Raw genomic sequence first — 21773 nt, 5'->3', positions numbered from 1 at the left:
TCTCATGCTTTCTCATTTCGTGCAGCTAGTTTCAGCCAGAAACGGCTGATTGTCTCCGTTCCCTTTTCCCAATTGATCAAATGGAAATGCTCATTAGGTGCATGCAAGTTCTCACCCGGAAGGCCAAAGCCGAGCAGAACAACAGGGGCATCCAGCACGCGGCCCAATACTTCCACGATTGGGATGGAGCCGCCGCTTCGTGTGTACACAGGCCAAGCACCATACGTATCTTCAAAGGCTTCTGCAGCTGCAACCATGACAGGCTCGTCAATTGGCGTAATAAATGGATTGCCGCGTAATTGACGATCGAGCGTTACTTTAACGCCAGGCAAATCTTGGGCATGTATATGCGCTTCAACGGCATTCATGATCTCATCCGGGACTTGCGCAGCAACGAGTCGGCAGGCAATTTTGGCCGATGCACGGTTCGGGATAATCGGTTTAATCCCTTCACCTTGAAATCCGCCGCTAACCGAAGTTATTTCCAAAGTGGGTCTGGACGTTGTTTGTTCGTAGAATGAGAATCCTTTTTCCCCATATAACTTGTCAACATTTAGATCAGCACGGACTTTATTTTCATTCGGTTCAACTTGTTTAAAAGCTTCGCGCTCTTTGTCTGAAAGCTCAATGACCCGATCATAGAAGCCTTCAACGGCTACCCGGCCATCGGCATCATGAAAAGAGCTTAGCAGCTTGGTTAAAGCATGAATCGGATTTTGGACAGCCCCGCCAAATAGTCCGGAATGCAGGTCGCTGTTCGCTCCATCGATCGTAATCTCAAAGCCGGCAAGACCACGCAAGCCATACATAAGCGCCGGTTTGCCAGGGCCATGCATCTGAGTATCTGAGAGGGTAATGGCGTCAGCTTGCAATTTGTCTTGGTACTTTTCTACAAAGGGAGGGAGGTTTTTACTGGCAATTTCTTCTTCGCCTTCAATGCAGAATTTCACATTCACGGGAAGAGTGCCTTGTGTGCGAAGGAAAGCTTCAACCACTTTTACATATAACAGGAGTTGGCCCTTATCGTCTGTACTGCCTCGGGCATAAAGCTTCCCATCGCGAATGACAGGCTCGAAAGGGGGAGTGTCCCATAATTCTGTAGGGTCAGCCGGTTGAACGTCATAGTGTCCATAAATTAGCACAGTTGGTTTACCTTCTGCATGCAGCCAGTCAGCGTAAACAACAGGATGCCCGCCAGTAGGCATGATTTCAATATTTTCTAAGCCGGCTTTTCTGAGGGAGTCAGCCGTCCATTCCGCACAGCGCTTCATATCCGGTTGGTGTTCGGCAACAGCACTAATACTTGGAATCCGCAAAAATTGCATTAATTCCTCTATGTGTTGGTCTCTTTGCTCTTCCAAATAGGTTTTGATTGTTTCAATCATGTCGGTATTCTCCTTCTTTGTAAGCAATTCTAAATAAGCTACTTCTTTTAACTTCCCCAAAGGGCGGGAAAATCCTGCAAATGAATGCTGCTGTTTCACATTTTGTAGGAGAGTTGCATGCAGCTAAGGGAAGCGGGTATTATTGTAAAGCCAAATATACGGAACCGTAACGGTTAAGGAGGAGTAAACATGCAGCTTGTTTGTAAAACAGAACGAATGTCTTTGGTCCGTTTAGATCCAACTTCATCTGAGCTGGTGCTTGAATATGTGAATCGCAATCGTGCTTTTTTGAAGGAATGGGAAATTGAGCGCAATGAGCTGTATTATACGAATTCGCATCAAGCTGATTTACTTGAGAAAGAAGTTAAACTCATCGAGGACGGCCTGCTGCTGAAAGTATGGATGTTGTATGAAAACAGCGTGATTGGGTCAATTGCTCTAAGCAATATTGTCAGAGGAGCTTTTCAATCCTGCCATCTGGGCTATCGAATGGATGGAAGTCTCGTCAATCGAGGGCTTATGACGGAGGGTGTCAAGGCAATAATTGATTATGCTTTTGAGGTTATGAGGCTGCACCGAATTGAAGCCAACATCATGCCACGTAACGCTGCTTCTATGAGGGTTGTGGAGAAGTTGGGTTTCTATGAGGAGGGCTTAGCGCTCAAATATTTGAAAATTCATGGTGTTTGGGAGGACCATATTCATATGGTCCTGCGAAATACGGCTATGGAGTAGAAGCGGTAGATGTAGATAAGGATCATCCTAAAAGTCTGTAAGGACTTTTAGGATGATCCTTTTTTGGATAAATTTAGGTATTTTGTAGTATAACATTATTTTACAAATGATAGTATATTTTAATAGATTCATACATAAGAACATTCGTGCTCAAAAACTTTCAGGAAATTTTCAGTTTCGTGGAACTTTTTGAAAACATCTATCGTCTAATTTATCATACAGGTTATTTTGGAAATGAAAGGAAGAAGTACCATATGGCGAATTGGTTTCGCAAAAATAACAGGGCTGAGCCTGCAGGTACTGAGGATAAGATAATCCCTAACGAGCTGCAAACAGCTGCGCACGTACATAATTCGCCGCTGCTAACAGTAACGGGTGTTCATCGCTCTTTTCAAGTCGGCGGCGAACGTTTAGAGGTACTGAAAGGGATTGAGATGGAGCTCAGACCGCTTCAGCTTGTGATGCTCAAAGGCCGCTCAGGCTCAGGCAAAACAACACTTTTGAATTTGATTGGGGGGCTTGATCAGCCGAATGAAGGAGAAATCATGTTCCTAAATCATGCTTTTCATTTAGGGAGCGATAATGAACGAACGTTAGTTCGCCGAAAGGAGATCGGCTTTATTTTTCAATCGTATGCCTTAATGCCGTTGTTATCAGCATGGGAAAATGTGGAGCTTGCGCTGCGCATGGCGGGTGTTCCTCGGTCTGAATGGAAAGAACGGGTTGCGTATTGTCTTGAACTCGTCGGGCTCGGTAAGCGAATGTACCATCGGCCTTTCGAGTTGTCTGGCGGTGAGCAGCAGCGTGTTGCCATTGCCAAGGCGATTGCGCATCGACCTTCCTTGATTTTGGCTGACGAACCGACGGCTGAGCTGGACTCCCAGATGGGAGCGCAAATCATGTCCGTTTTTCGCAGTATGATTGCAACGGAGCAGGTAACAATTTGTATGACGACCCATGACCCTACGATTTTGGAGGATGCCGATCATGTTTACGAAATGGTGGACGGGAAATTCGTCTCCTAACTGGGGAAAGCCCGTAACTGCACTACTTATCTCTACTACACTTATTTTATCTTCCGGCTGCTCGCTGCTGCCAAAGGAACAGGAAGAAGAGGCGCTTCCAAGCATTAATCCGCCTAAGTTATCCAAGAAGCCTGAATACACGGTGAAAACAGAAACACTTGAGACGAAAGTAAGAGGGAGCGGGCGTCTCATGGCGCTGCAGGAAGAAAAGCTTTTCTTCTCCGAAGATATGACTTCCAAACGGATCAGTGCCATTCTCGTGAAAAATGGCGATGCGGTTGAGAAAGGTCAGCCCGTTGCTGAGCTGGACGTTTCGGATATGGAAAGCGATTTGAAGCGGAAGAGGCTTGAAACCCGCAAAGATGAGCTGACCATGATCGAAACGCTGCGAAAAGCGGACGAAATGACGCCGGAGCAAATTGAGCAGGCGAAGATTGATTTTGAGCTGAAGCGGGAGGAACTCACGAAGCTGGAAACCCAAGTGAGTAAAGCGAAGCTTCTTGCACCGTTTAGCGGAACGATCGTCACGGTTACAGCGAAGAAAGGCGACACAGTGAAGTCAGAGGAGTCCGTCGCGACACTTGCGGACTTGAATGAATTGACGGTGGCGGCAAGTATAAGCGCAGACGATGCGAAGAAAGTCTCCATTGGCATGGAAGTCCAAGTCGATATTAACTCTGCCGGACAGCACAAAGGAAAGGTTAAGCAGCTGCCCAATCCGCAAGCGGCAGGCAATAATAACGGCGGCTTCCCGGGAGGCGGGCAAGACGGGAAACAGGACTCCATTGACCAATATTTAGTTGTTCAGTTGGATGAATTTCCAAAAGGCCTGAATCGTGGAACACCTCTTAGCGTGACAATTATTACCCAAAGGAAAGAAAACGCGACAACGATACCGCTTGCGGCGCTTCGATCCTATTCCGGCCGGAATTATGTGCAGGTGGTTGATAATCAGGGAAATAAGAAGGAAGTTGATGTGGAAATCGGTCAACAGACGTCAACGGATGTAGAGATTGTAAAAGGTCTTACCGCCGGACAGAAAGTAGTTGGTCGCTAATGTCTATTCCCATGCTGCGGTTTTTATTTCGGAAAATGTGGAATACCCGCTGGCTGACGCTCAGCACATTGCTTGGTTTGATTATGGCTGTTGCGTTCACAACGAGCATACCGATGTATGCGGACGGGTCGCTGAAGCGCGTCGTAGCCAAATCGCTCGAAGAGAAGAGCAGCGGACTTCCTGCTGGATCTGTGCTTATGCGATATCAAGCGGTTGGGACGGAACGTGCAGGGTTAGACGAGCTAAAAGACGTCAATGTGTACATAGGCGAAGAAATTCCCAAAGAAATTGGATTTCCGGTTTCAACGTTTGCCAAAAGCTATACGATCAAAGCAGCTCAAATAACCCCTGTTGATGCATCGAAAGTAGATCCTAGCAAGAGGCGGCAAATGGCGCTTACCTCATGGAGCGAGCTGAATAATCACGTGGATTGGTCCATCGGTCAAATGGCTTCGGATCAAGTGCAGAACGGTATTCTGGAAGCTGTTGTTTTGGATGAAGCTCTATACCGGAATGATTTGCACATCGGCGATGTGTTCAATTACTCGGTTTCCGGCGCAGGAGGCAGTCAACTGTTGAAGGTAAAGATCGTCGGCTCTTTCAAGCCCAAAAATGAATCGGATGCGTACTGGTTTCAAGGTTTAGAGGGGTTACTTAATTCCCTTATCGTAAGTGATGATGTATTTATGAAGACGTTGTTAACGGAAAAGAAAATTCCGCTTCAGTTGGCCAATTGGTATTACGCTTTCGACCTGCGGAATATTCAAACAAGTCAGTTGTCTCCTCTAGATCACCGTCTGGAGAGGTTGGATATCAACCTGTACCAGAAACTTAAAAATACGAAGGTTGATGTTTCCTTCAAGCCGATGCTTGCTGAATTTAAGGCGCAAAGCTTGCAGATGCAAATTTTATTATTCACGTTAGCAGCACCTATGATTGCCATGGTTTTCTATTACATTGTTATGAATGCCAGACAATCCCTGGATCGGCAGCGGGGAGTTATTGCCACTCTGCGAAGCAGGGGCGGCAGCACGAAGCAAATCATTGGCATTTATTTCTTGGAAGGTTTATCGCTAGGGATCATAGCGTTGGTGGTTGGACCGTTCATGGGTTGGTTCATGGCCAAGAGCATCGGTTCTTCCAGCGGGTTCCTGACTTTTGTTGATCGGAAATCAATTCCAGTCAGTTTTACCAAGGAAGCAATGCTGTACGGCGGGCTTGCTGTTTTAATCGCCATCCTGGCAAGTGTGATTCCTGCGGTTCTTTTTGCTAAAGCTTCGATCGTGAACTATAAGCAGCTCCTTGCTCGATCTGATCGATCTCCGCTTTGGCAGCGTTGGTTTATAGACATAGTACTGCTCGGTGTGGTTGGTTATGGCTTTTATCTGTTTGATCAGCGTCAGGTGTTGTCTGTACAGACTGGCTTAACGACCGATCAGCTGCAAGTTCATCCGCTACTGTTTTTTGTGCCTGCACTCTCGATTTTCGCGTTGGGATTATTCTTTCTGCGAATTTTCCCGTGGTTGCTGCGCTTTTTTGGATGGCTTGGGCGGAGATTCCTTCCGGTGCCTCTCTACTTAACACTTGTGCAGCTTTCCCGGTCGGCCAAAGCTTACTATCCATTAATGCTGTTGTTGATTCTTACACTGGGACTCGGTGTATACAATTCCTCGGCGGCACGCACGATTGATCTGAATTCCACAGAGCGAACGCTCTATCAATATGGAACGGATGTGGTGCTGCAAACGGTATGGGAAGGCTTCTCCGATGATCTGCCTAAAGATCCTAATGCAGGCGGAAATTCTGGAGGTTCTCAGGGTGGTGGCGCAGGAGGTAATAACGGCGGCAACGGTGGTTCCGGGAATGGAGGAAACGGTGCTGGCGGTGGTCAAGGAGGCCAAGGCGGTCAGGGTGGTGGAAATCCCGGAGAGGAAACACCATCGAAGATTCGCTACGTCGAGCCGCCATTTCAAGTTTTTCGCGAGCTTGAGGGCGTTCAGGCGGCGGCAAGAGTGCTGCAAACCAAAGGCAACGTCGTGGTTTCCGGGAAATCGACGGGCCAAGGGCTTGTCATGGGTATCGATAACGTCGATTTTGCCAAAGTCGGGTGGTTCCGGCCAGATTTATTTCCAGCTCCTCCGTATCAATATTTGAATTTGCTTGGCAGCTATGAGCAAGCCGTTATTATTCCTTCTAATTATGCAAGCAAGTATGCGCTGAAAGCCGGGGATCTGCTCTCGATTACGATTAGCCAGCAGCCTGTGGAATTCGTCATCGTGGGCATTCTTCCGTACTGGCCAAGTCAATATCCCGATCAGACGCCATTTTTCATTACAAATTTGGATTATGTATATGATCAAGCGCCTATGGTTCCTTATGAAGTTTGGCTGAAAATGAAACCAGACGCGAAAGTGGCGCCGATTGTTACTGCTTTGCAAGAAAAGGGGATCGAGTTAGCTTCTGTGAAGGATGTTCGCAATGAGCTCATTGTCCAGAATAAGCTTCCAGCCAGGGGCGGAGTTTTCGGGATTTTAAGCTTAGGGTTTCTCGTATCTGTCCTTGTGTCTTTAATCGGCTATATGTTGTACTGGTTCTTTAATCTTTCAAGTCGTGTCGTGCAGTTTGGGGTCCTACGTGCGATGGGGCTTTCCCGCAAGCAATTGACCGGCATGCTGCTGCTTGAGCAAGGCTTTACAGCAGGTTTATCAATTGCTTTAGGAATTGCAATAGGTAAACTGACGAGTTATTTCTTTTTGCCTTTCTTGCAAACTTCTCAGAATGTGAAGACTCAAGTGCCGCCTTTCCGGGTTGTTTTCGATTCCAAAGATACCAATCAGCTCTATTTCGTTGTAGCTTTCATGATGGCAACAGGAGCTTTACTGCTGTTCTTGCACATTAGAAGGCTGCGTGTTCATCAAGCTGTGAAGCTCGGGGAGGAGAAATAGAATGATTACTTGTGAAGGCTTAGTCAAAATTTACAAATCAGACGAAGTAGAAGTTGTCGCTTTGCAAGGATTGAACATCCAAGTTGATGCCGGCGAGCTCATGGCCATTATCGGGAACAGCGGAAGCGGCAAGTCAACCTTGTTGAACATCTTGGGAGGTCTAGATCGTCCTTCCGCAGGTCAAGTGAAAGTCGGCGATTGGGATTTGTTGAAAATCACTGATAAGCAGCTGGTCGAATACAAACGGCATACAGTTGGCTTCATCTGGCAAAATAACGCCCGCAATCTTGTTTCCTATTTGACTGCACTCGAGAATGTAGAAATGCCAATGATGCTCAGCGGGAAATATGATCCCGCCTATGCCAAGCAATTGCTGGAGTGGGTCGGGCTTAGCCATCGGCTGAACAATAAACTGCAAGAGCTGTCAGGAGGCGAACAGCAGCGTGTAGCCATCGCGATTTCGCTTGCTAACCGTCCGAGGCTGCTGCTTGCCGATGAACCTACGGGTTCCGTAGATTCCAAGACGGCGGATATGATACTAAACATTTTTCAGCGTCTGAATAAAGAATTGGGTGTCACGATTGTGATTGTTACCCATGATTTATCCATGGCTGGAAAAGTGGGAAGAGTCGTTGCCATCCGGGATGGAATGACCAGTTCAGAGTTTATTGCGCGCAGTCCGTCACTTGTAGGCACGACGGGTATTGCGGGTGGACTTGCGAATAAGGACCATGAAGAGTTTGTGGTATTAGACCGCGCAGGCCGCTTGCAAGTGCCCAAAGCTTATCTGAACGCTTTGCAAATCGAAGGCAAAGCAACGATGGAGTTTGACGGCGAGAAAATTATGATTAAAGCGCCAAAAGCCATACCGGCTTTTGGGGGCAAAGATATGAATTCACATGCTGACGGAGGTAAATCCAAATGAAATCAATTACACGTAAAATGGTCGCTACATCTTTGACCTTGGCCATGGTCGTACCCCTTGCAGTGGCTTGTACCAAGGGTGAGAAAACGGACGATAAACAGGAGCGGGTGCTGAAGATCGCCACATCCATGGGGTTTGGTGATGATGAGTATTTCCGGCAACAGTTTACCGAAATATTTGAGTTCGCCAACCCGAATATTAAGATTGAAATGATTCCAACGATGGATGATAAATATCGCTATGGCGGGGTGCAGCCTGGTGAGAAGATGCCGGATCCGATGGAGAAACTGAAAGAGGTCATGCAGGGAGATAACCCGCCGGATGTCGTGATGGTCGGCTTCGAACAGCTGCCGGATATTATTGAAAGCAATATGCTGACGCAACTGGATCCGCTGATTACGAAAGATAAATTCGATACAACAGGCATTGTGCCTGCTGTCATTGATGGCATCAAAAACGCTGGCAGCGGTAAGTTGTATGCACTTGCGCCAACCTTCTCGTCCTCGGCATTGATTTATAATAAGAAAATGTTCACGGATGCCGGTGTTGATTTTCCGAAAGACGGCATGACGTGGGATGAGGTTTTTGACCTTTCCAAACGGCTGACCAAAGGAGAAGGAGAGAACCGATTGAACGGCTTCTCATTCTCAACGCAGGCTCAAGGCGATTTATTCTATGGCATGCAAATGTACACAGCTCCTCTGCAAATCAAGATGTTTGATGATGCTGGAGATAAGATGACGGTGGATACGGATCAGTGGGAAAAAGTATGGACGAAGATGGCACAGCTGCAAAAAGATAATGTGTTCCCTGAGCTTATGGATCCACAAAAGGGGATGAATCGGAAATTCGATCAAGAAAACCCTTTTGCTTATGACGATTTCATGTCGAACCGCTTGGCGATGGGTATCATTAATTACGGTCAAATTCAACAAATTACGAATGCGAACAAAAACGCTGCCAGCTACAAAGGATTTACACCGATTGATTGGGATGTTGTAACAATTCCTTCCCATCCTGAAGCGAAAGGCGTTGGCGGTTCCATTTATATGAATGGGATTATGGGGATTAACGCGAAAGCGCAAAATCCTGATGATGCCTGGAAATTCATTAAATTCGTGAATGGCGATGACTGGGCCAAACTGAAATCATACAGTTCTTATAACTTAGTTGCTCGTTCCAAATATTTGAAGCCGAAAGACGGTTTGGACTTCCATATGGAAGCATTTTACAATGTTATACCTGCTCCGTCGGATAATAACTTCAAAATTTATCGTGATAAGCCGAACATTTATCAAGTCCAAGAAATTGGCCATCAATTATTTAATAATGTTTTACAAGGAAAAACGACGGCTCGTGAGGCACTGAAAGAATGGCAAACCCAAGGCGATGCAATGCTGAAGCAAATGAAGGAAAATCCAGGTGAACCACCGAGACCTATGACTATGCAAGCCGTGCCTGCCGGTTAATAACCACTAACGATAAGATGACAGTTACAACGATGAAGGAGGCCATTCACACCATGAAGATCAAGTTCGGCTACAAATATGCGGCCACAATTGCTTTGTCTGCCACAATGGCATTTGGCGCCATAACTCCCGTTTGGGCAGATGGCAGTCCAGCCGCCGTAACCATGGCGATAGGTAAGGTACCGATTACGAATAGCAGCTATTTTGAATTAAAGCAAATTCATGTTTTACCTGATCAAAGCGGCAAGATCGCAACGTTCACGATTACGATTCATAATGAAGGCAGCAGTGAACTGCAATTTATTGATTACTGGGCTAGATTAAAAAGTAAATCAGGTAATCAATTCTCAGCGCGCCTGCTGCCTGCTGATAAGGATAAGAACCGGGTAGCCCCCGGTTCTACAACCGATTTAACATTCTATGCAACGGTGAATCCAAGCACGAATCTTCAGGACCTTGTTGTCCAATTCATCAAGTGGGATTTTAGCCAAACGAATTTCGAACGGGTGCTTGGAGAGGTCGCTGTACCGGAGAATTATACAGATGTCGTTCCCTCTGAAGGTACGGGTACTATTTCGATTGGCGGCGTGGAAGTACGAGCTTCTATTAAAAAGTTCGTCAGCAACAAAAACGAGAAATATCATGTTCCTACGGTTTATCTGACGCTGGAGAATGTAGGTAGTCATGCTGTAACTGTACCTGCTTACTTATTCTCAATTAGGACACAGGACGGGCTCTTGTATCCTTTGGAAGCCAAAGGGATCAAGGATTTGAAAATTAATCCAAAAGAGAGTAAGGAAATTCAGCTCTCCGGTTCGATTCCCGTAGCGGTAGCCGCGGATGCTTGGCAGCTGGCCATTGCGGATACGATTGCGGATTTGAAGCTTAATGTAGCCGTAGCCAATTTCCAACTTCCTGCCGTATCATCTCAAGAAGGTGGTTCCATTGGCAAAGAGTATTCTTTCACGAATAAATCGGGCGTTTACACAGCTCAGCTAGGTGGTCTTCACCGTCTTCCTTGGGAGGATCAAGATCTTTTGACAGCAGATCTAGTACTGAGCAATAAGGGAGATGAGTCGCTGCCCATTCCGAAACTGTCCGGATATTTCCTCCTGGATGATGCGGTCAAAATCGATGCAAAGCTTATCCAGACAGCTAAAGTGATTGGGCTTGGAGCGGGTACAAGCGTTAACCTGCAGCTTGCCGGCAAATTGCCGTATACGTATGAGTTCTCTCACGTGAAGCTTGTACTCCAAGAGAATGAGGGAGATGAGCCAGCTACGGGAACAGAGACAACAAGCACAACAACAACGGATGTTCTGGAGTTCTCAACACAAGCTGAACTACAAGCCGTTCCTTTAATTGGATTGGGCGAATCCTACTCGTCGACAGATGTCGGGCGCAAAGCCAAGTATGCAGTTAGAAGCGTATCGACCTATGAGGACAAAACGAGCATCATGTATTCCGCTATGGTTGAGGTGACTAACCTGGAGAAAAGATTCACGAACGCCACCAAGCTTGTCGCGAATTTCCGGTCGCCAGACGGAACCGTATTCCCGGCTTCTGTTGCTGAAGTGAAGAACAAAATTTCTCCATCGGGAAAAGGGCTGCTTAACGTTTGGGCGCCTGTGCCAAAAGGCTTTTCAACGGAGAACATGAATTTGCTTCTTGGCGAAGCCGTAACGGAAGGCAAACTGTCGGAAGGCGACAAGGCTGTAGCTGATTCTTATGTAAATCCAGTTGCCTATACACTGCCAGCGGAGATTACGAAAGTGGCAGATACACTTACTAATGTGGACTTATTCCCTTATACGATCAGCATTAATAAAATTGGGACGAGTATTGAGGATAAAGTATTTACACTCAAATTCAACTACGAGTTAACGAAAGAGAAACTGACCGAAATTAATACCGAAGGCCACAACTTATTGCTTGTATTTGAAGATGGCGGCGGAATTAAACGTTTTGAGAGGAGATTCGATTTCAAAGACTTTGACGTCTTCAATGGAGAATCCACGGGAGATGAGGATACGAAGATGCGACTTGGGAAAAGAGAGAATTTCAAAATTTCGATTCCCGATGAAGGCCTTATTTTTAATACAAAATTCCTGCAAAAATATACACTTAGTGTGTACGACGAATTCCAAGGGCAACGAAAATTAGTTGCTTCTCAGAAAGCAGATTGGTTTATTACTACGGATTAAAACATACATCTAAGGGTTGTCTCAAATGGTCTGCTAAAGCCAATGAGCGGCCCTTTTTTTGTGTCCAGTCATAAGAAGTCATAACAGGATTGCCCGCCATATGACCAACATATGACTGAAATATGACTTCACTCACCTGTTTTTATACATAGCCCGATATATAATAAACCCAGACCGAAAAAAACATAAATTTTCCAATGTAATTTTATGTTTTGTTAAGAAATTCCAAGTATGATGGTTGAGTGAGTGTTTCAAAGTATTAAAGCTGGTGATAGGGGAGAAGTGAGAATGATCAAGTTAACCGAGTTTTCAATGAAAAATGTAGCAGCAATTTTCATTCTGATGCTGCTGTTAGTCGTAGGTGGTACGTACTCCACAACGACGCTCAAGGTAGAAAGCTTTCCAGACATTACTTTTCCGGTCGTCATTGTAAGTACTACATACGTAGCGCCTCCTAAGGATGTGCTAGACGAAGTTACGAAGCCGCTCGAAAAGGCGGTTGCAGGACTAGACGGTTTAAAGACCCTTAGCTCAAGTTCGCAGGATAATTACTCACAAATTATTTTGGAGCTTGAACAGGATAAGAAGCCGGAAGATGTGAAGAAGGACGTTGAGAGCTTAATCTCCAATGTTAAGCTTCCGCAGGGATCTGAGAAGCCTAAGGTGTTGACAGCCGGCTTTGCTTCCGAACCAGTTTATTATTTAGCCGTATACGGTGACGAGGGAATGAACCAAGCTGAGCTGGATAATGCGTACAAGGATACAATTCTTCCAGGCTTTAATGGACTTAAAGGGGTTGACCATGTCGACTCTGTCGGCAACCAGGACGCAGTACTCACGATTAAGCTGGATGCGCCTGCGATTAACAACTATGGTTTAACTCCAGCGGATGTATCTGGATCCATTAAGGCAGCATTGGTTTCCAGTCCTGCAGGCACCGTGGATTTCAATGGTAATCAACAGATGGTTCGTGTGAAAGGCGAAATGGATACCATCTACAATTTGGACAATTTGAAAATCACGACAAAAACAGGTGATACGCTACTCCTTAAGCAGATAGCCAAAGTTGAAGCCATTAGCGAATCCAAGTTTATTGCCAGATTAGACGATAAACCGGCGATCGGTGTGCTTTTGTACAAAACCAAAGCGGCCAACGCTGTTGAATTTGCAGATAGCGCAGATAAATTAATGACAGACTGGGCTCAGACTTTGCCTGGTGTGAAGTTCCACAAAATTTATAACTCAGCGAACGATATCAAAGATTCTATCCATGGAATGGTCCAAGAAGGCGGCTTAGGTGCAATCCTGGCATCTGTCATGATCTTGTTGTTCCTCCGTAATATACGGATGACACTGATCGTACTCGTTTCCATTCCTCTATCGATTCTCGTCACACTGTTAGTCATGGGACCATTGGGCATTTCCCTGAATATCATGACGCTTGGCGGTATGGCAATCGCGGTTGGCCGGGTAGTAGACGACAGTATCGTCGTTATCGAAAATATTTATAGTCAGCTGCAGGTGGCTCAACAACGTAACGAATCCGTTATTCGATTAGCAACGAAACAAGTTTCGAGTGCAATTACGTCTTCAACCATTACAACCGTAGGTGTATTTGGTCCGATCGGCTTCGTAAGCGGGGTTGTCGGCGAAGTTTTCCGTCCTTTTGCGATAACGCTGGTTGTAGCTCTTTTATCTTCATTAATTGTTGCGTTAACTGTCATTCCCATGTTGGCGAAGCTGATGGTGCTTAAATCCAATAAGCTTACCAACCACGATGAAAATCATGTTGGACCGATGGGTGAGAAGTATAAGAAAGCGATTATCTGGTCTTTAAACAACCGCATCAAAACGCTTTTGATTGCTGGAGTAGCTCTTATTCTTTCTATTGTTATTACGGTTCCGAATTTAGCGGTGGCCTTCATGCCAAACAGTGAGGCTGTCAAACAAGGAGCCATTGAAATAAAAATGCCTCGCGAAACATCCATTGAAATGATGAATGAAAAATCCAAAGAACTCGAAAGAGAATTAAAGCAGCATAAAGATAAATTAGGAAATCCTGCATTCAAGTATATTGAATCCCTAGTTGGTTATAACCAAAGCAGCGATCGGTATGCCTATAGAGCAATGATGTTCTTCGAATTAACCGCAGACACAGATGCGACAGAGGCTGTCAAAATCTACAAAGAAGATATGCTGAAATTGATGCCGCCAGGTTCGGATGTCAACGTCCAGTTGTTTACGGGTGGACCTCCGACATCAACAGGCTCTGATTTTGCCTACTCGCTGAAGGGCGATGACCAGTTATATCTCCAACAAGCTGCAAAGATGGTAGAAGAGAAGCTGAAAGAGTTTCCAGAAATAAATGATATCAAAGATAGTTTGAGTGATTCTAAAACGGAAGTTGAGATTACGGTCGATCAAAATAAGGCGCGATTGTACGGACTATCTTCAGCGCAAATTCTACAATCTGTTAGTTCCTGGATCGCAGAAGAAAAGCTCGGAGATTTGAAGTTTAACAATGTGACCTATGCAACCAAAGTTATGCTTAATCCAACTTATAAAAATTCCGTGGACAAATTAGGCACATTCTTGGTCAAAACACCTACGGGTCAAACGATCCAGTTAAATGAAGTCGCTCATATTTCGCAAATTGACGCGCCCAACAGCATCAGTCGTGAAGATGAAGAACAAATTGTAAGTGTAAGCGCCAAAATTGACAGTACGGATAAAGGTGGCGTGAGCCAAAAAATAACGGCTGAACTGGCAAAGCTGGAGCTGCCGTCTGGGGTCTCACGTGAAGTCAAAGGGGTTTCTGATGATATTAACAGAAGCTTTATGCAAATGTTTGTCGCCATCTTTGCATCCATTTTCATTGTTTACATTGTCATGGTAATCGCATTTGGTAACGCAAGAGCGCCACTGGCTATTCTTTTCTCACTGCCGCTTGCGGCTATTGGAGGGCTTCTAGGGCTTCTGATTACGGGAGAATCCATCAATGTTACTTCACTCATCGGTTTCCTCATGCTGATCGGTATCGTTGTAACGAACGCGATTGTACTTGTAGACCGTGTACAGCAGCTTAGAGAGCATGGTCATTCCATCCGTGATGCACTTATTGAGGCAGGGATTACCCGTTTAAGACCGATCATTATGACTGCAGGTGCAACGATTATTGCCTTACTGCCGCTTGGATTAGGTTTATCCAAAGGGACCATTATCTCCAAAGGATTGGCGGTCGTTGTTATTGGGGGACTTACGACTTCAACGTTGTTAACACTGGTCATTGTGCCGATTATGTATGAGATTTTATTTAAAAAGAGAGATCGTCGTTGGTTCAAAAGAAAAGGGAAATCGTCAACCATACAAACGGAGCAAGCACCGTCTGCGCTTCAATAAGCTGAATTGGGGAAAAGGAGAAATCGAATATGAAACGTCAGTTGTTCACGATTAAGCAAAGTGCCAAATTATTCGGTGTCGTCGCGCTTAGCGCGGCGATCATCGCAGGATGTTCCGCATCACCTGCTGCAAGCCCGAGCGCAACGCCGGGAACTGCTGCCGAGCAAGGAGTTAAAGTTGTAAAAACGGCTAAAATTACTAAACAAAAGATTGGTAATCCGATCGAGCAAGTAGGGGATGTTGTCTCTTCTATACAATTGGATGTGGTAGCGAAGTCAGGCGGGGAAGTTATTGAAATTCTTAAAAAACGCGGAGATAAAGTTGAAAAAGGCGATGTGCTGTTTCGCTTGGATCCGACCGATGTTTTGATTCAAAAAGACTTGAATACCGTGAGTATAAAAGGAGCCCAGGCCGGGCTTGTTGAAGCTAAACAGAAGACGGCCAACGGGATTGCTGATGCCAAAGACGGGGTGTCCAAATTAGAAACAGCCGTTAGCGATCTTGAGAAGGCCTATAACAAGGCTCGTAATGAATACGATCTAGGTACAGCAACGAAAACGCAGTTAGAACAGTCCGAAACAGCGCTAACAAATATGAAAAAAGATTTGGAGAGCGCACGTAGAACGCTGAAAACTGCGCAAGAGACGAATTCACTTGCGCAGGTGGAGACTAGTCTGGAGTCAGCACAGGTAAGCGCACGGAGCATTGATAGAACGCTTAGCAACCTCGATGTAAAAGCGCCTGCTTCCGGTGTGCTAACGGATCTTAATGTGACCGTTGGTGAAACTTTATCACCAGGCGGCCGTGTCGGTGAAGTACAGCAGACTAACCCGGTCAAAATCAAGTCCCAACTGACCGAAGCATCGGCAGCTCTCGTTCGAGGCAAAAACGAACTTATTTTCTACATACCGGACGTTACAGATAAAGCGAGCGCTAAAGTCACTTATTTATCTGATGTAATCAATGGTCAATCCAAGGCCTATGATCTGGAGTTAGAGGTCCCGAATCCGGATGGCAAGTTGAAACCGGGCTCCAAAGCCCAAGTCGAGCTTACCAAAGACGATGAACAAATCGTACCGGTTATCCCGAGCCTTAGTATCGTCCGCGAAGGCGGCGACAGCTATGTGTATATCGCGAACGGGGAAACCGTACAAAAGCGTAAGGTTGAACTTGGTCGCTTAAACGAAACGAATCAAGAAGTATTATCCGGTGTTAAGGAAGGCGAAATGCTCGTAATTTCCGGACAGCACCAGCTGAAAGATCAAGATAAAATTAAAGTGAGCAACTAGCAGGGGCTCAAGGAGGAGAACTACGTGAATAAGAAAATGAAGAGATCACTGGCCACTATTGTACTATCCGCTGCACTTTTAACTACCGCTTCTTTTCCTGCATGGGCTGCGGAGGGTGTGAGCTCGGCAGTTTTCGCTCAAACAAGCACGAATACCAGCTATGCGCTGACAGATAAAGTTGAAGTGGAAATCAAAAGCATACTCAACCAGCATGAATCGGATTCAACGAAGCTGGGAGCAGTCATTCGGATTAAAAATACGACCGATAAAATAACTCGTGTCCCTGATTTTGAATTGCGTGTTCGCATGGCGGATGGCATTGAATATACGCTGCAGCCGAGTGCCAAAAATCCAAAGTCGATACTACCGAAGACGCAGCAAGAGCTTAGCTATCTAACGAATGCAGAACGCAGCGACGATGCTGAGCTTAGTGAGCTTAGCTTTGTAGATGTGGATATGGAAGTTTATCCTAAAAAAGAAACAACACTGCTGAGCGTACCGGTTGACGCGGCGCTCGTGTGGAAAGGCAGTGACAGCACAATTACCAAAGCTTCTGCGCTTCTGAAGTGGGGCGAGGCTTTCACGCTGCCATCACTTAGGACATCAGTAGGATTCATTCCTGTAGATATCCACAAGGAAATCACAGCCAAAGGCGTGTCTACTGTTGTGCAAATTCAGGTCGTCAATCCAACGAATGAACGTCAAACCGTGCCGAATTTCGGAATCGACGGCAAGACGGAGAGCAAGGTTTATTCCGGCGATCGTGCGGAAGCTTCCGTTGTGCTTGATCCGGGTGAGAAAAAGTATATCCATATCGTTATCCCAACCGATTTGGACACCGAATTTACGAGTTTGAATGTCGTGACGCCGGAGAGTTTCTTCGCTTCGCAGGGCGATGGCAAAATGCAAGAAGATACTTACCGTGTAGGACGCGCGAACATTTTACTGCCTGTTGGAGCGGCGACACAAGGCGTCATTCCGGCTCCAGATTACACATTGGGAACACCTGTTAAACTGGATTCAACGAATAAATTCGTACCATCCAATGTTGATGTGTCGCTTGTTGAACTGCATGTCACCAACAATGAAGATGATGGATTCAATACGGCAGTTGCCAAATTTAAACTAACGAATAACAGTGATCGTCCAGTCCCTATTCCAGCGATACAAACGGAGCTTGTAAGTAAAGACGGCTTTGCTTATGGAGGAAGAAGACAGTTAGCAACTGCACTTAGTGTTGTTCCTAAGGCTTCTTATGTTGTCAGCTATTCCTATGCGCTTCCTGCTTCCGAAACGGGCGAGGGTTTGAAGATGAACTTATACAGCCAACAAGTTAGTGGAGATACGGTGTATAAGTCACTGTTAGCAACTGCGAAAGTGCCCGTTCAGGCCAACGAGACAACGAGTAAAGTGCTTAACGTTTACCCTTATGAGATCAATATTAAGGATTGGAGTATCTCAGCGATATACCAAGCTTCCTTGACCTATGATTACAAGTTGAAGCTGGAGCTGGACATCAAACCGGATAAACAAGTAACAGCGGATAAGTATAACAATATGCTTTCCTTTGAGTTATTTGATAAAGTTGGCAATCCCGTTGGAAAAACAACGAGAGATTTGTCAGGCGAAGGTAGGTTGTACAATGGTACGAACACAATTGACCTAAGTGCGAGATCCGGTCAACTGGACTTCCCGATTCAAGTCAAAGTTTACGAGACCTTTACGAACGAATACGGAGAAACGGTTAAACGATTCCTTACAACGTTTAAACAATAGTCGTTCAATAGATAAATCGCCTGGTGGTGCATGAAGCACTGCTAGGCGGTTTTTCGTTTTTATCGTGCATACAGGATGTTCGTGAGGTGGGACTCATAAGTCTGATCTGTTTTGGATAAGATAGGTTTATCGATTTCATTAAAACGGAGTGATTGCGATGAACTGGATATATTGGGCAAAATTATATGATTCCAAGTTTCAAGCGGGCTGTCTGGCGAAAAGAATGGAAGAAGACTGGTGGATTTACGGGTATGAATGCCCACAAGAAGTGGAAGTTTTCAAGTCGAAAAAGGGACGTTTCGGCGTTCGTTACAATACGTAATTTCCTGCATTTTATCTAAAAATTAACGCTTGACTTACCACTCGCGCTTAGTGTATATTTATTTTTGTCGCTGTTGAGCGGCAACATGACGCGGGGTGGAGCAGCTCGGTAGCTCGTCGGGCTCATAACCCGAAGGCCGCAGGTTCAAATCCTGCCCCCGCAACCAAATTTTATTTGGGCCTATAGCTCAGTTGGTTAGAGCGGTCGGCTCATAACCGATTGGTCGGGGGTTCGAGTCCCTCTGGGCCCATAGTAGTGAAACCCTTGGAATAAGGGTTTTTTTATTTTTTAGAAGATTAAAACAAGCCTCTTATTTTCATCAATCTTTTGATGAAGATGAGGGGCTTGTGCACGTTTTGCACACAATGTTTACAAAAAAATAATAAGAGAATGAATTTGAAAGGTATGGTAAACTGTGTAAGAAATTACTACATGGAGGAAGTTGCATGCCATTAAATTGTATTAAAAGAAGCCTCATTTTATCTGCATTACTTGTATGGACTTATTCACCATTAGCTGTGTTTGCTGCATCTACAAGCGGATCCTCTTACATCAAGTTAACATTGGGGGAAACCAAAGCTTCAATTAACGACAAGAACGTTACTCTCCAAATGTCTCCGCATCTTGTAGAGAATACAACGATGGTCCCACTCCGATTTGTTACAGAGGCCTTAGGTGCTACCGTTAAGTGGGATGGAGCTGCACAGAGAGTTGACTTGACATATGGGACAAAACTCCTCTCCATGCAGATAGGAAATGCAACTGCTCATATAGACGGCACGCCCATTCACCTTGAGCAAGCTCCTATTATTGAAAATGAAAACACTCTCGTGCCGATTCGGTTCATTGCAGAAAATTTCCAGCAGACAGTTACATTCGATGAACATACTCGGGTTATCACGATTGCCTCATCTGACAACCAAAGCTCGAATGGTGCTCTCCCTGTCAAAAAGCCGCTGGATAAGCCAACGGTTGATAATCTAACTTCACAGAACTCAATAAAAATTCCTTTAACTGGATTCCTCCCATCATCTGGACTTTCTCCAGGTTATTTCTTTAATGATATGGAGATGATCTCGGATGGTAAGGATGATTTGTACTTCATCTCACAAAATGATCAGTCTAACTTCTATATCAAGAAGATGAATTTGAGCAAAGGAAAAGAGATAAGTTTAGAAACCATCGTTTCGTTCAACGATACAAAGTTTGATTTTGAGTATAAAGACGAGCATGGTGCGGCAAGCAAATTTCTACGTTATGAATTCATCCCAAAATCATTATTCTATGACCAAGCCTCAGATAAACTTTTTGTCATGGGAAGAGACTTTTATAATAAAATGGCGGTTTTTTATCAAGTGTGGCCTAGCGTGAAAATGATTGCGTTTGATACGAGTGGACAATTAGATACGGATACGGACTTTATTCAGCCTTTGAATGACGGACAAACGTATGCGATAAGCAACTCTTTCAAAAACATCCTGTACACGGCTCATGAGGGGGAGAGGCTCACATCCTACTTGAGTGTCGAGGGAAATCGCATGCATCACCTTGTTCCACTTATTAATAATGGGATCTTGTATGTTCTTGATCGCGAAAGCAAGCAAATAAAAGAGATTACTCCTGGGGTAGGATCACGGGTAGTTGCTACATTAAATATGGAACAAATAAATACCGCAATCACGCATGATGGTTATTATTTCCTTACAGATGCGAAGCAATTTTATCGTGTCAATGTAGAGGGGAAGATTGAACCCTACGCGAATATGGATAATGCCATTTATAATAAAGGTATTTTTAATCCTTTGACTGGGAACTATGATCAGATGCCCACTCCACCAGGCTACTCGGGAGCATCAAATGTTGATTTTGAGCCTAAAAAAATGGTTCTTGGTATTTCTCCGCGATTTGTCATTGATGCCGATGGTAATATTCTGATTTATGATGATATCAATTTGATTCTTAGGAAAATTACCGTTTTCAAAAATTAAGCAGAATATGATCATGTTTAACAATTCAAAAAAATTTGCAAAGGAGCTGCTTGTTATGTGCCGAAATATTAAGCCGCTTTTTAACTTCAACCCCGTTGCTACAGATGCTGAGATTCAGGCGGCCTCTTTACAATTTGTTAGGAAAATTTCGGGTTTTACCGCGCCATCCAAGGCAAATGAGGAAGCTTTTAACCGAGCGGTTACTGAAGTTGCGCTAGCTGCACGTCAATTAATGGATTCACTCGTCACTACTGCGGAGCCGCGCAATCGAGAAATCGAAATCGAGCGTGCACGTGCTAGAAACGCCAAACGATTCGGAACCGTAAAAAAACTGGAGTCTTAATAAAAAGGCTTTTACCTTCTTAGGTAAGAGCCTTTTTGTTGCTTTCCTTTCATTAGCAACTCATTTGAAGGTAGCAATCTATTGTCTACGAGCATATGATGTAACAAACTAGTAGAAATTAGGTGATAGAAAGTGACCAAAGGTTTTGATTGCTCAACGCCTTTAACGGCGCAAACCGCCGCAGCTTTCGTCAGAGATGGCTACTCGTTTGTGGCCAGATATCTCGTCCCGAGCGGGTATAAGGCTTTAACGAAAAGTGAAGCGGAACGAATCAGCCAAGCAGGTTTGGACATCGTATCTGTTTTCGAAACTACGGCAAACCGGGCTCTTGGTGGTAGAAATGCAGGATTGGCTGACGGCGCTACCGCGGTACAGGTGGCTCATCAGCTGGGACAGCCCGCAGGAAGCTGTATCTATTTTGCTGTCGATTTTGACGCGACTAGCGCTCAAATGGCTACGGTCATTGCGTACATTCAAGCAGCAAGTGAAGCGACTCCGGAGTATACCACCGGGGTATATGGGTCGTATGCGGTTATGGAAGCTGTGAAGCAAGCAGGTGCTTGCTCGAGATTTTGGCAGACCTACGCATGGAGCGGCGGTAAAAAATCCACATTCATTAACATTTATCAATATTTGAATGATGTTTCCGAGAATGGTATCCAAATAGATCATGACGAATCCTATGGCAGTGAAGGCTGGTGGAATACACTGACACCAGTGAACTATCCACTTACAACGCATGATGCCAATGTCATCATCCCTTTTCTGTCTGCCGGTTATATGGCGACAACTTCGCTTCCGGCCCGAGCGGAATTCAATCGCTTGGCGAATGAACTGCGCAAGGCGTCTGGCCAGCCGCTGGAGTAAAATGTAAAGCCCGTTAACTCTCGTTAATGAGAGTTAGCGGGCTT

15 protein-coding genes and 2 tRNA genes are annotated in these 21773 nt (G+C 45.2%); 16 read left to right on the top strand and 1 reads right to left on the bottom strand.

Features of this window, described 5'->3' with window-relative positions; genetic code table 11:
* Positions 1-2 precede the first annotated feature (2 nt).
* Positions 3-1385: a dipeptidase gene (locus ACKTT9_RS23895; protein ID WP_407867882.1), complete on the bottom strand. Its 1383-nt coding sequence runs from the start codon at positions 1383-1385 to the stop codon at positions 3-5.
* Positions 1386-1574: 189 nt separating this feature from the next.
* On the opposite strand from ACKTT9_RS23895, the gene ACKTT9_RS23890 reads away from it, so the two are divergent.
* From ACKTT9_RS23890 to ACKTT9_RS23815, 16 genes are all read left to right on the top strand, one after another.
* Entirely contained in the window at positions 1575-2120 is a 546-nt protein-coding gene (locus ACKTT9_RS23890) for a GNAT family N-acetyltransferase (RefSeq protein WP_407867881.1), read from the top strand.
* A gap of 254 nt (positions 2121-2374) precedes the next feature.
* Positions 2375-3145, top strand: coding sequence for an ABC transporter ATP-binding protein (locus ACKTT9_RS23885; RefSeq protein WP_407867880.1), 771 nt, complete (start codon positions 2375-2377; stop codon positions 3143-3145).
* Positions 3108-4202 (top strand): efflux RND transporter periplasmic adaptor subunit, encoded by a 1095-nt coding sequence (locus ACKTT9_RS23880; protein ID WP_157321517.1) that lies wholly within the window; start codon positions 3108-3110, stop codon positions 4200-4202. The genes ACKTT9_RS23885 and ACKTT9_RS23880 overlap by 38 nt, the downstream gene beginning before the upstream one ends.
* Complete coding sequence (locus tag ACKTT9_RS23875; protein WP_407867879.1) at positions 4202-7147, top strand: ABC transporter permease; 2946 nt, start codon at positions 4202-4204, stop codon at positions 7145-7147. The genes ACKTT9_RS23880 and ACKTT9_RS23875 overlap by 1 nt, the downstream gene beginning before the upstream one ends.
* A 1-nt stretch (position 7148) precedes the next feature.
* Positions 7149-8072 (top strand): ABC transporter ATP-binding protein, encoded by a 924-nt coding sequence (locus ACKTT9_RS23870; RefSeq protein WP_407867878.1) that lies wholly within the window; start codon positions 7149-7151, stop codon positions 8070-8072.
* On the top strand, positions 8069-9541 hold the full coding sequence (locus tag ACKTT9_RS23865; protein WP_407867877.1) for an ABC transporter substrate-binding protein: 1473 nt from the start codon (positions 8069-8071) through the stop codon (positions 9539-9541). The genes ACKTT9_RS23870 and ACKTT9_RS23865 overlap by 4 nt, the downstream gene beginning before the upstream one ends.
* Before the next feature lie 53 nt (positions 9542-9594).
* On the top strand, positions 9595-11745 hold the full coding sequence (locus ACKTT9_RS23860; RefSeq protein WP_407867876.1) for a hypothetical protein: 2151 nt from the start codon (positions 9595-9597) through the stop codon (positions 11743-11745).
* A 288-nt stretch (positions 11746-12033) separates the two neighbouring features.
* Complete coding sequence (locus ACKTT9_RS23855) at positions 12034-15144, top strand: efflux RND transporter permease subunit (RefSeq protein WP_407867875.1); 3111 nt, start codon at positions 12034-12036, stop codon at positions 15142-15144.
* Between the two features lie 29 nt (positions 15145-15173).
* Positions 15174-16433: an efflux RND transporter periplasmic adaptor subunit gene (locus ACKTT9_RS23850; protein WP_407867874.1), complete on the top strand. Its 1260-nt coding sequence runs from the start codon at positions 15174-15176 to the stop codon at positions 16431-16433.
* Positions 16434-16457: 24 nt separating this feature from the next.
* Positions 16458-18209: a hypothetical protein gene (locus ACKTT9_RS23845; protein ID WP_407867873.1), complete on the top strand. Its 1752-nt coding sequence runs from the start codon at positions 16458-16460 to the stop codon at positions 18207-18209.
* A 157-nt stretch (positions 18210-18366) separates the two neighbouring features.
* Positions 18367-18531 carry a hypothetical protein gene (locus ACKTT9_RS23840; protein WP_164484139.1) on the top strand — a complete coding sequence of 55 codons (165 nt, stop codon included), beginning with the start codon at positions 18367-18369 and terminating at the stop codon, positions 18529-18531.
* An 89-nt stretch (positions 18532-18620) separates the two neighbouring features.
* A tRNA-Met gene (locus ACKTT9_RS23835) sits at positions 18621-18697 on the top strand.
* Between the two features lie 10 nt (positions 18698-18707).
* Positions 18708-18781: transfer RNA gene (locus tag ACKTT9_RS23830), tRNA-Ile, on the top strand.
* 196 nt (positions 18782-18977) lie between these two features.
* On the top strand, positions 18978-20519 hold the full coding sequence (locus tag ACKTT9_RS23825) for a copper amine oxidase N-terminal domain-containing protein (protein WP_407867872.1): 1542 nt from the start codon (positions 18978-18980) through the stop codon (positions 20517-20519).
* Between the two features lie 55 nt (positions 20520-20574).
* Complete coding sequence (locus tag ACKTT9_RS23820; protein ID WP_127452054.1) at positions 20575-20862, top strand: DUF2277 domain-containing protein; 288 nt, start codon at positions 20575-20577, stop codon at positions 20860-20862.
* Between the two features lie 132 nt (positions 20863-20994).
* Positions 20995-21729 (top strand): DUF1906 domain-containing protein, encoded by a 735-nt coding sequence (locus ACKTT9_RS23815; RefSeq protein WP_407867871.1) that lies wholly within the window; start codon positions 20995-20997, stop codon positions 21727-21729.
* The last annotated feature ends 44 nt before the right edge of the window (positions 21730-21773 follow it).

This window comes from Paenibacillus sp. P36, from assembly GCF_045866505.1.
GTDB classification, from domain to species: Bacteria; Bacillota; Bacilli; order Paenibacillales; family NBRC-103111; genus Paenibacillus_E; species Paenibacillus_E chondroitinus.
Note: the sequence above shows the minus strand (reverse complement) of the source record. Positions and strands in the feature narration are given on the sequence as shown.

Excerpts from the sequence above, each read along its gene's own strand:
- ACKTT9_RS23885 (WP_407867880.1), top strand. The coding sequence starts at position 2,375 with ATGGCGAATTGGTTTCGCAAAAATAACAGGGCTGAGCCTGCAGGTACT.
- ACKTT9_RS23820 (WP_127452054.1), top strand. The coding sequence starts at position 20,575 with ATGTGCCGAAATATTAAGCCGCTTTTTAACTTCAACCCCGTTGCTACA.
- ACKTT9_RS23865 (WP_407867877.1), top strand. The coding sequence starts at position 8,069 with ATGAAATCAATTACACGTAAAATGGTCGCTACATCTTTGACCTTGGCC.
- ACKTT9_RS23875 (WP_407867879.1), top strand. The coding sequence starts at position 4,202 with ATGTCTATTCCCATGCTGCGGTTTTTATTTCGGAAAATGTGGAATACC.
- ACKTT9_RS23895 (WP_407867882.1), bottom strand. The coding sequence starts at position 1,385 with ATGATTGAAACAATCAAAACCTATTTGGAAGAGCAAAGAGACCAACAC.
- ACKTT9_RS23870 (WP_407867878.1), top strand. The coding sequence starts at position 7,149 with ATGATTACTTGTGAAGGCTTAGTCAAAATTTACAAATCAGACGAAGTA.
- ACKTT9_RS23890 (WP_407867881.1), top strand. The coding sequence starts at position 1,575 with ATGCAGCTTGTTTGTAAAACAGAACGAATGTCTTTGGTCCGTTTAGAT.
- ACKTT9_RS23850 (WP_407867874.1), top strand. The coding sequence starts at position 15,174 with ATGAAACGTCAGTTGTTCACGATTAAGCAAAGTGCCAAATTATTCGGT.
- ACKTT9_RS23825 (WP_407867872.1), top strand. The coding sequence starts at position 18,978 with ATGCCATTAAATTGTATTAAAAGAAGCCTCATTTTATCTGCATTACTT.
- ACKTT9_RS23840 (WP_164484139.1), top strand. The coding sequence starts at position 18,367 with ATGAACTGGATATATTGGGCAAAATTATATGATTCCAAGTTTCAAGCG.
- ACKTT9_RS23860 (WP_407867876.1), top strand. The coding sequence starts at position 9,595 with ATGAAGATCAAGTTCGGCTACAAATATGCGGCCACAATTGCTTTGTCT.
- ACKTT9_RS23855 (WP_407867875.1), top strand. The coding sequence starts at position 12,034 with ATGATCAAGTTAACCGAGTTTTCAATGAAAAATGTAGCAGCAATTTTC.
- ACKTT9_RS23880 (WP_157321517.1), top strand. The coding sequence starts at position 3,108 with ATGTTTACGAAATGGTGGACGGGAAATTCGTCTCCTAACTGGGGAAAG.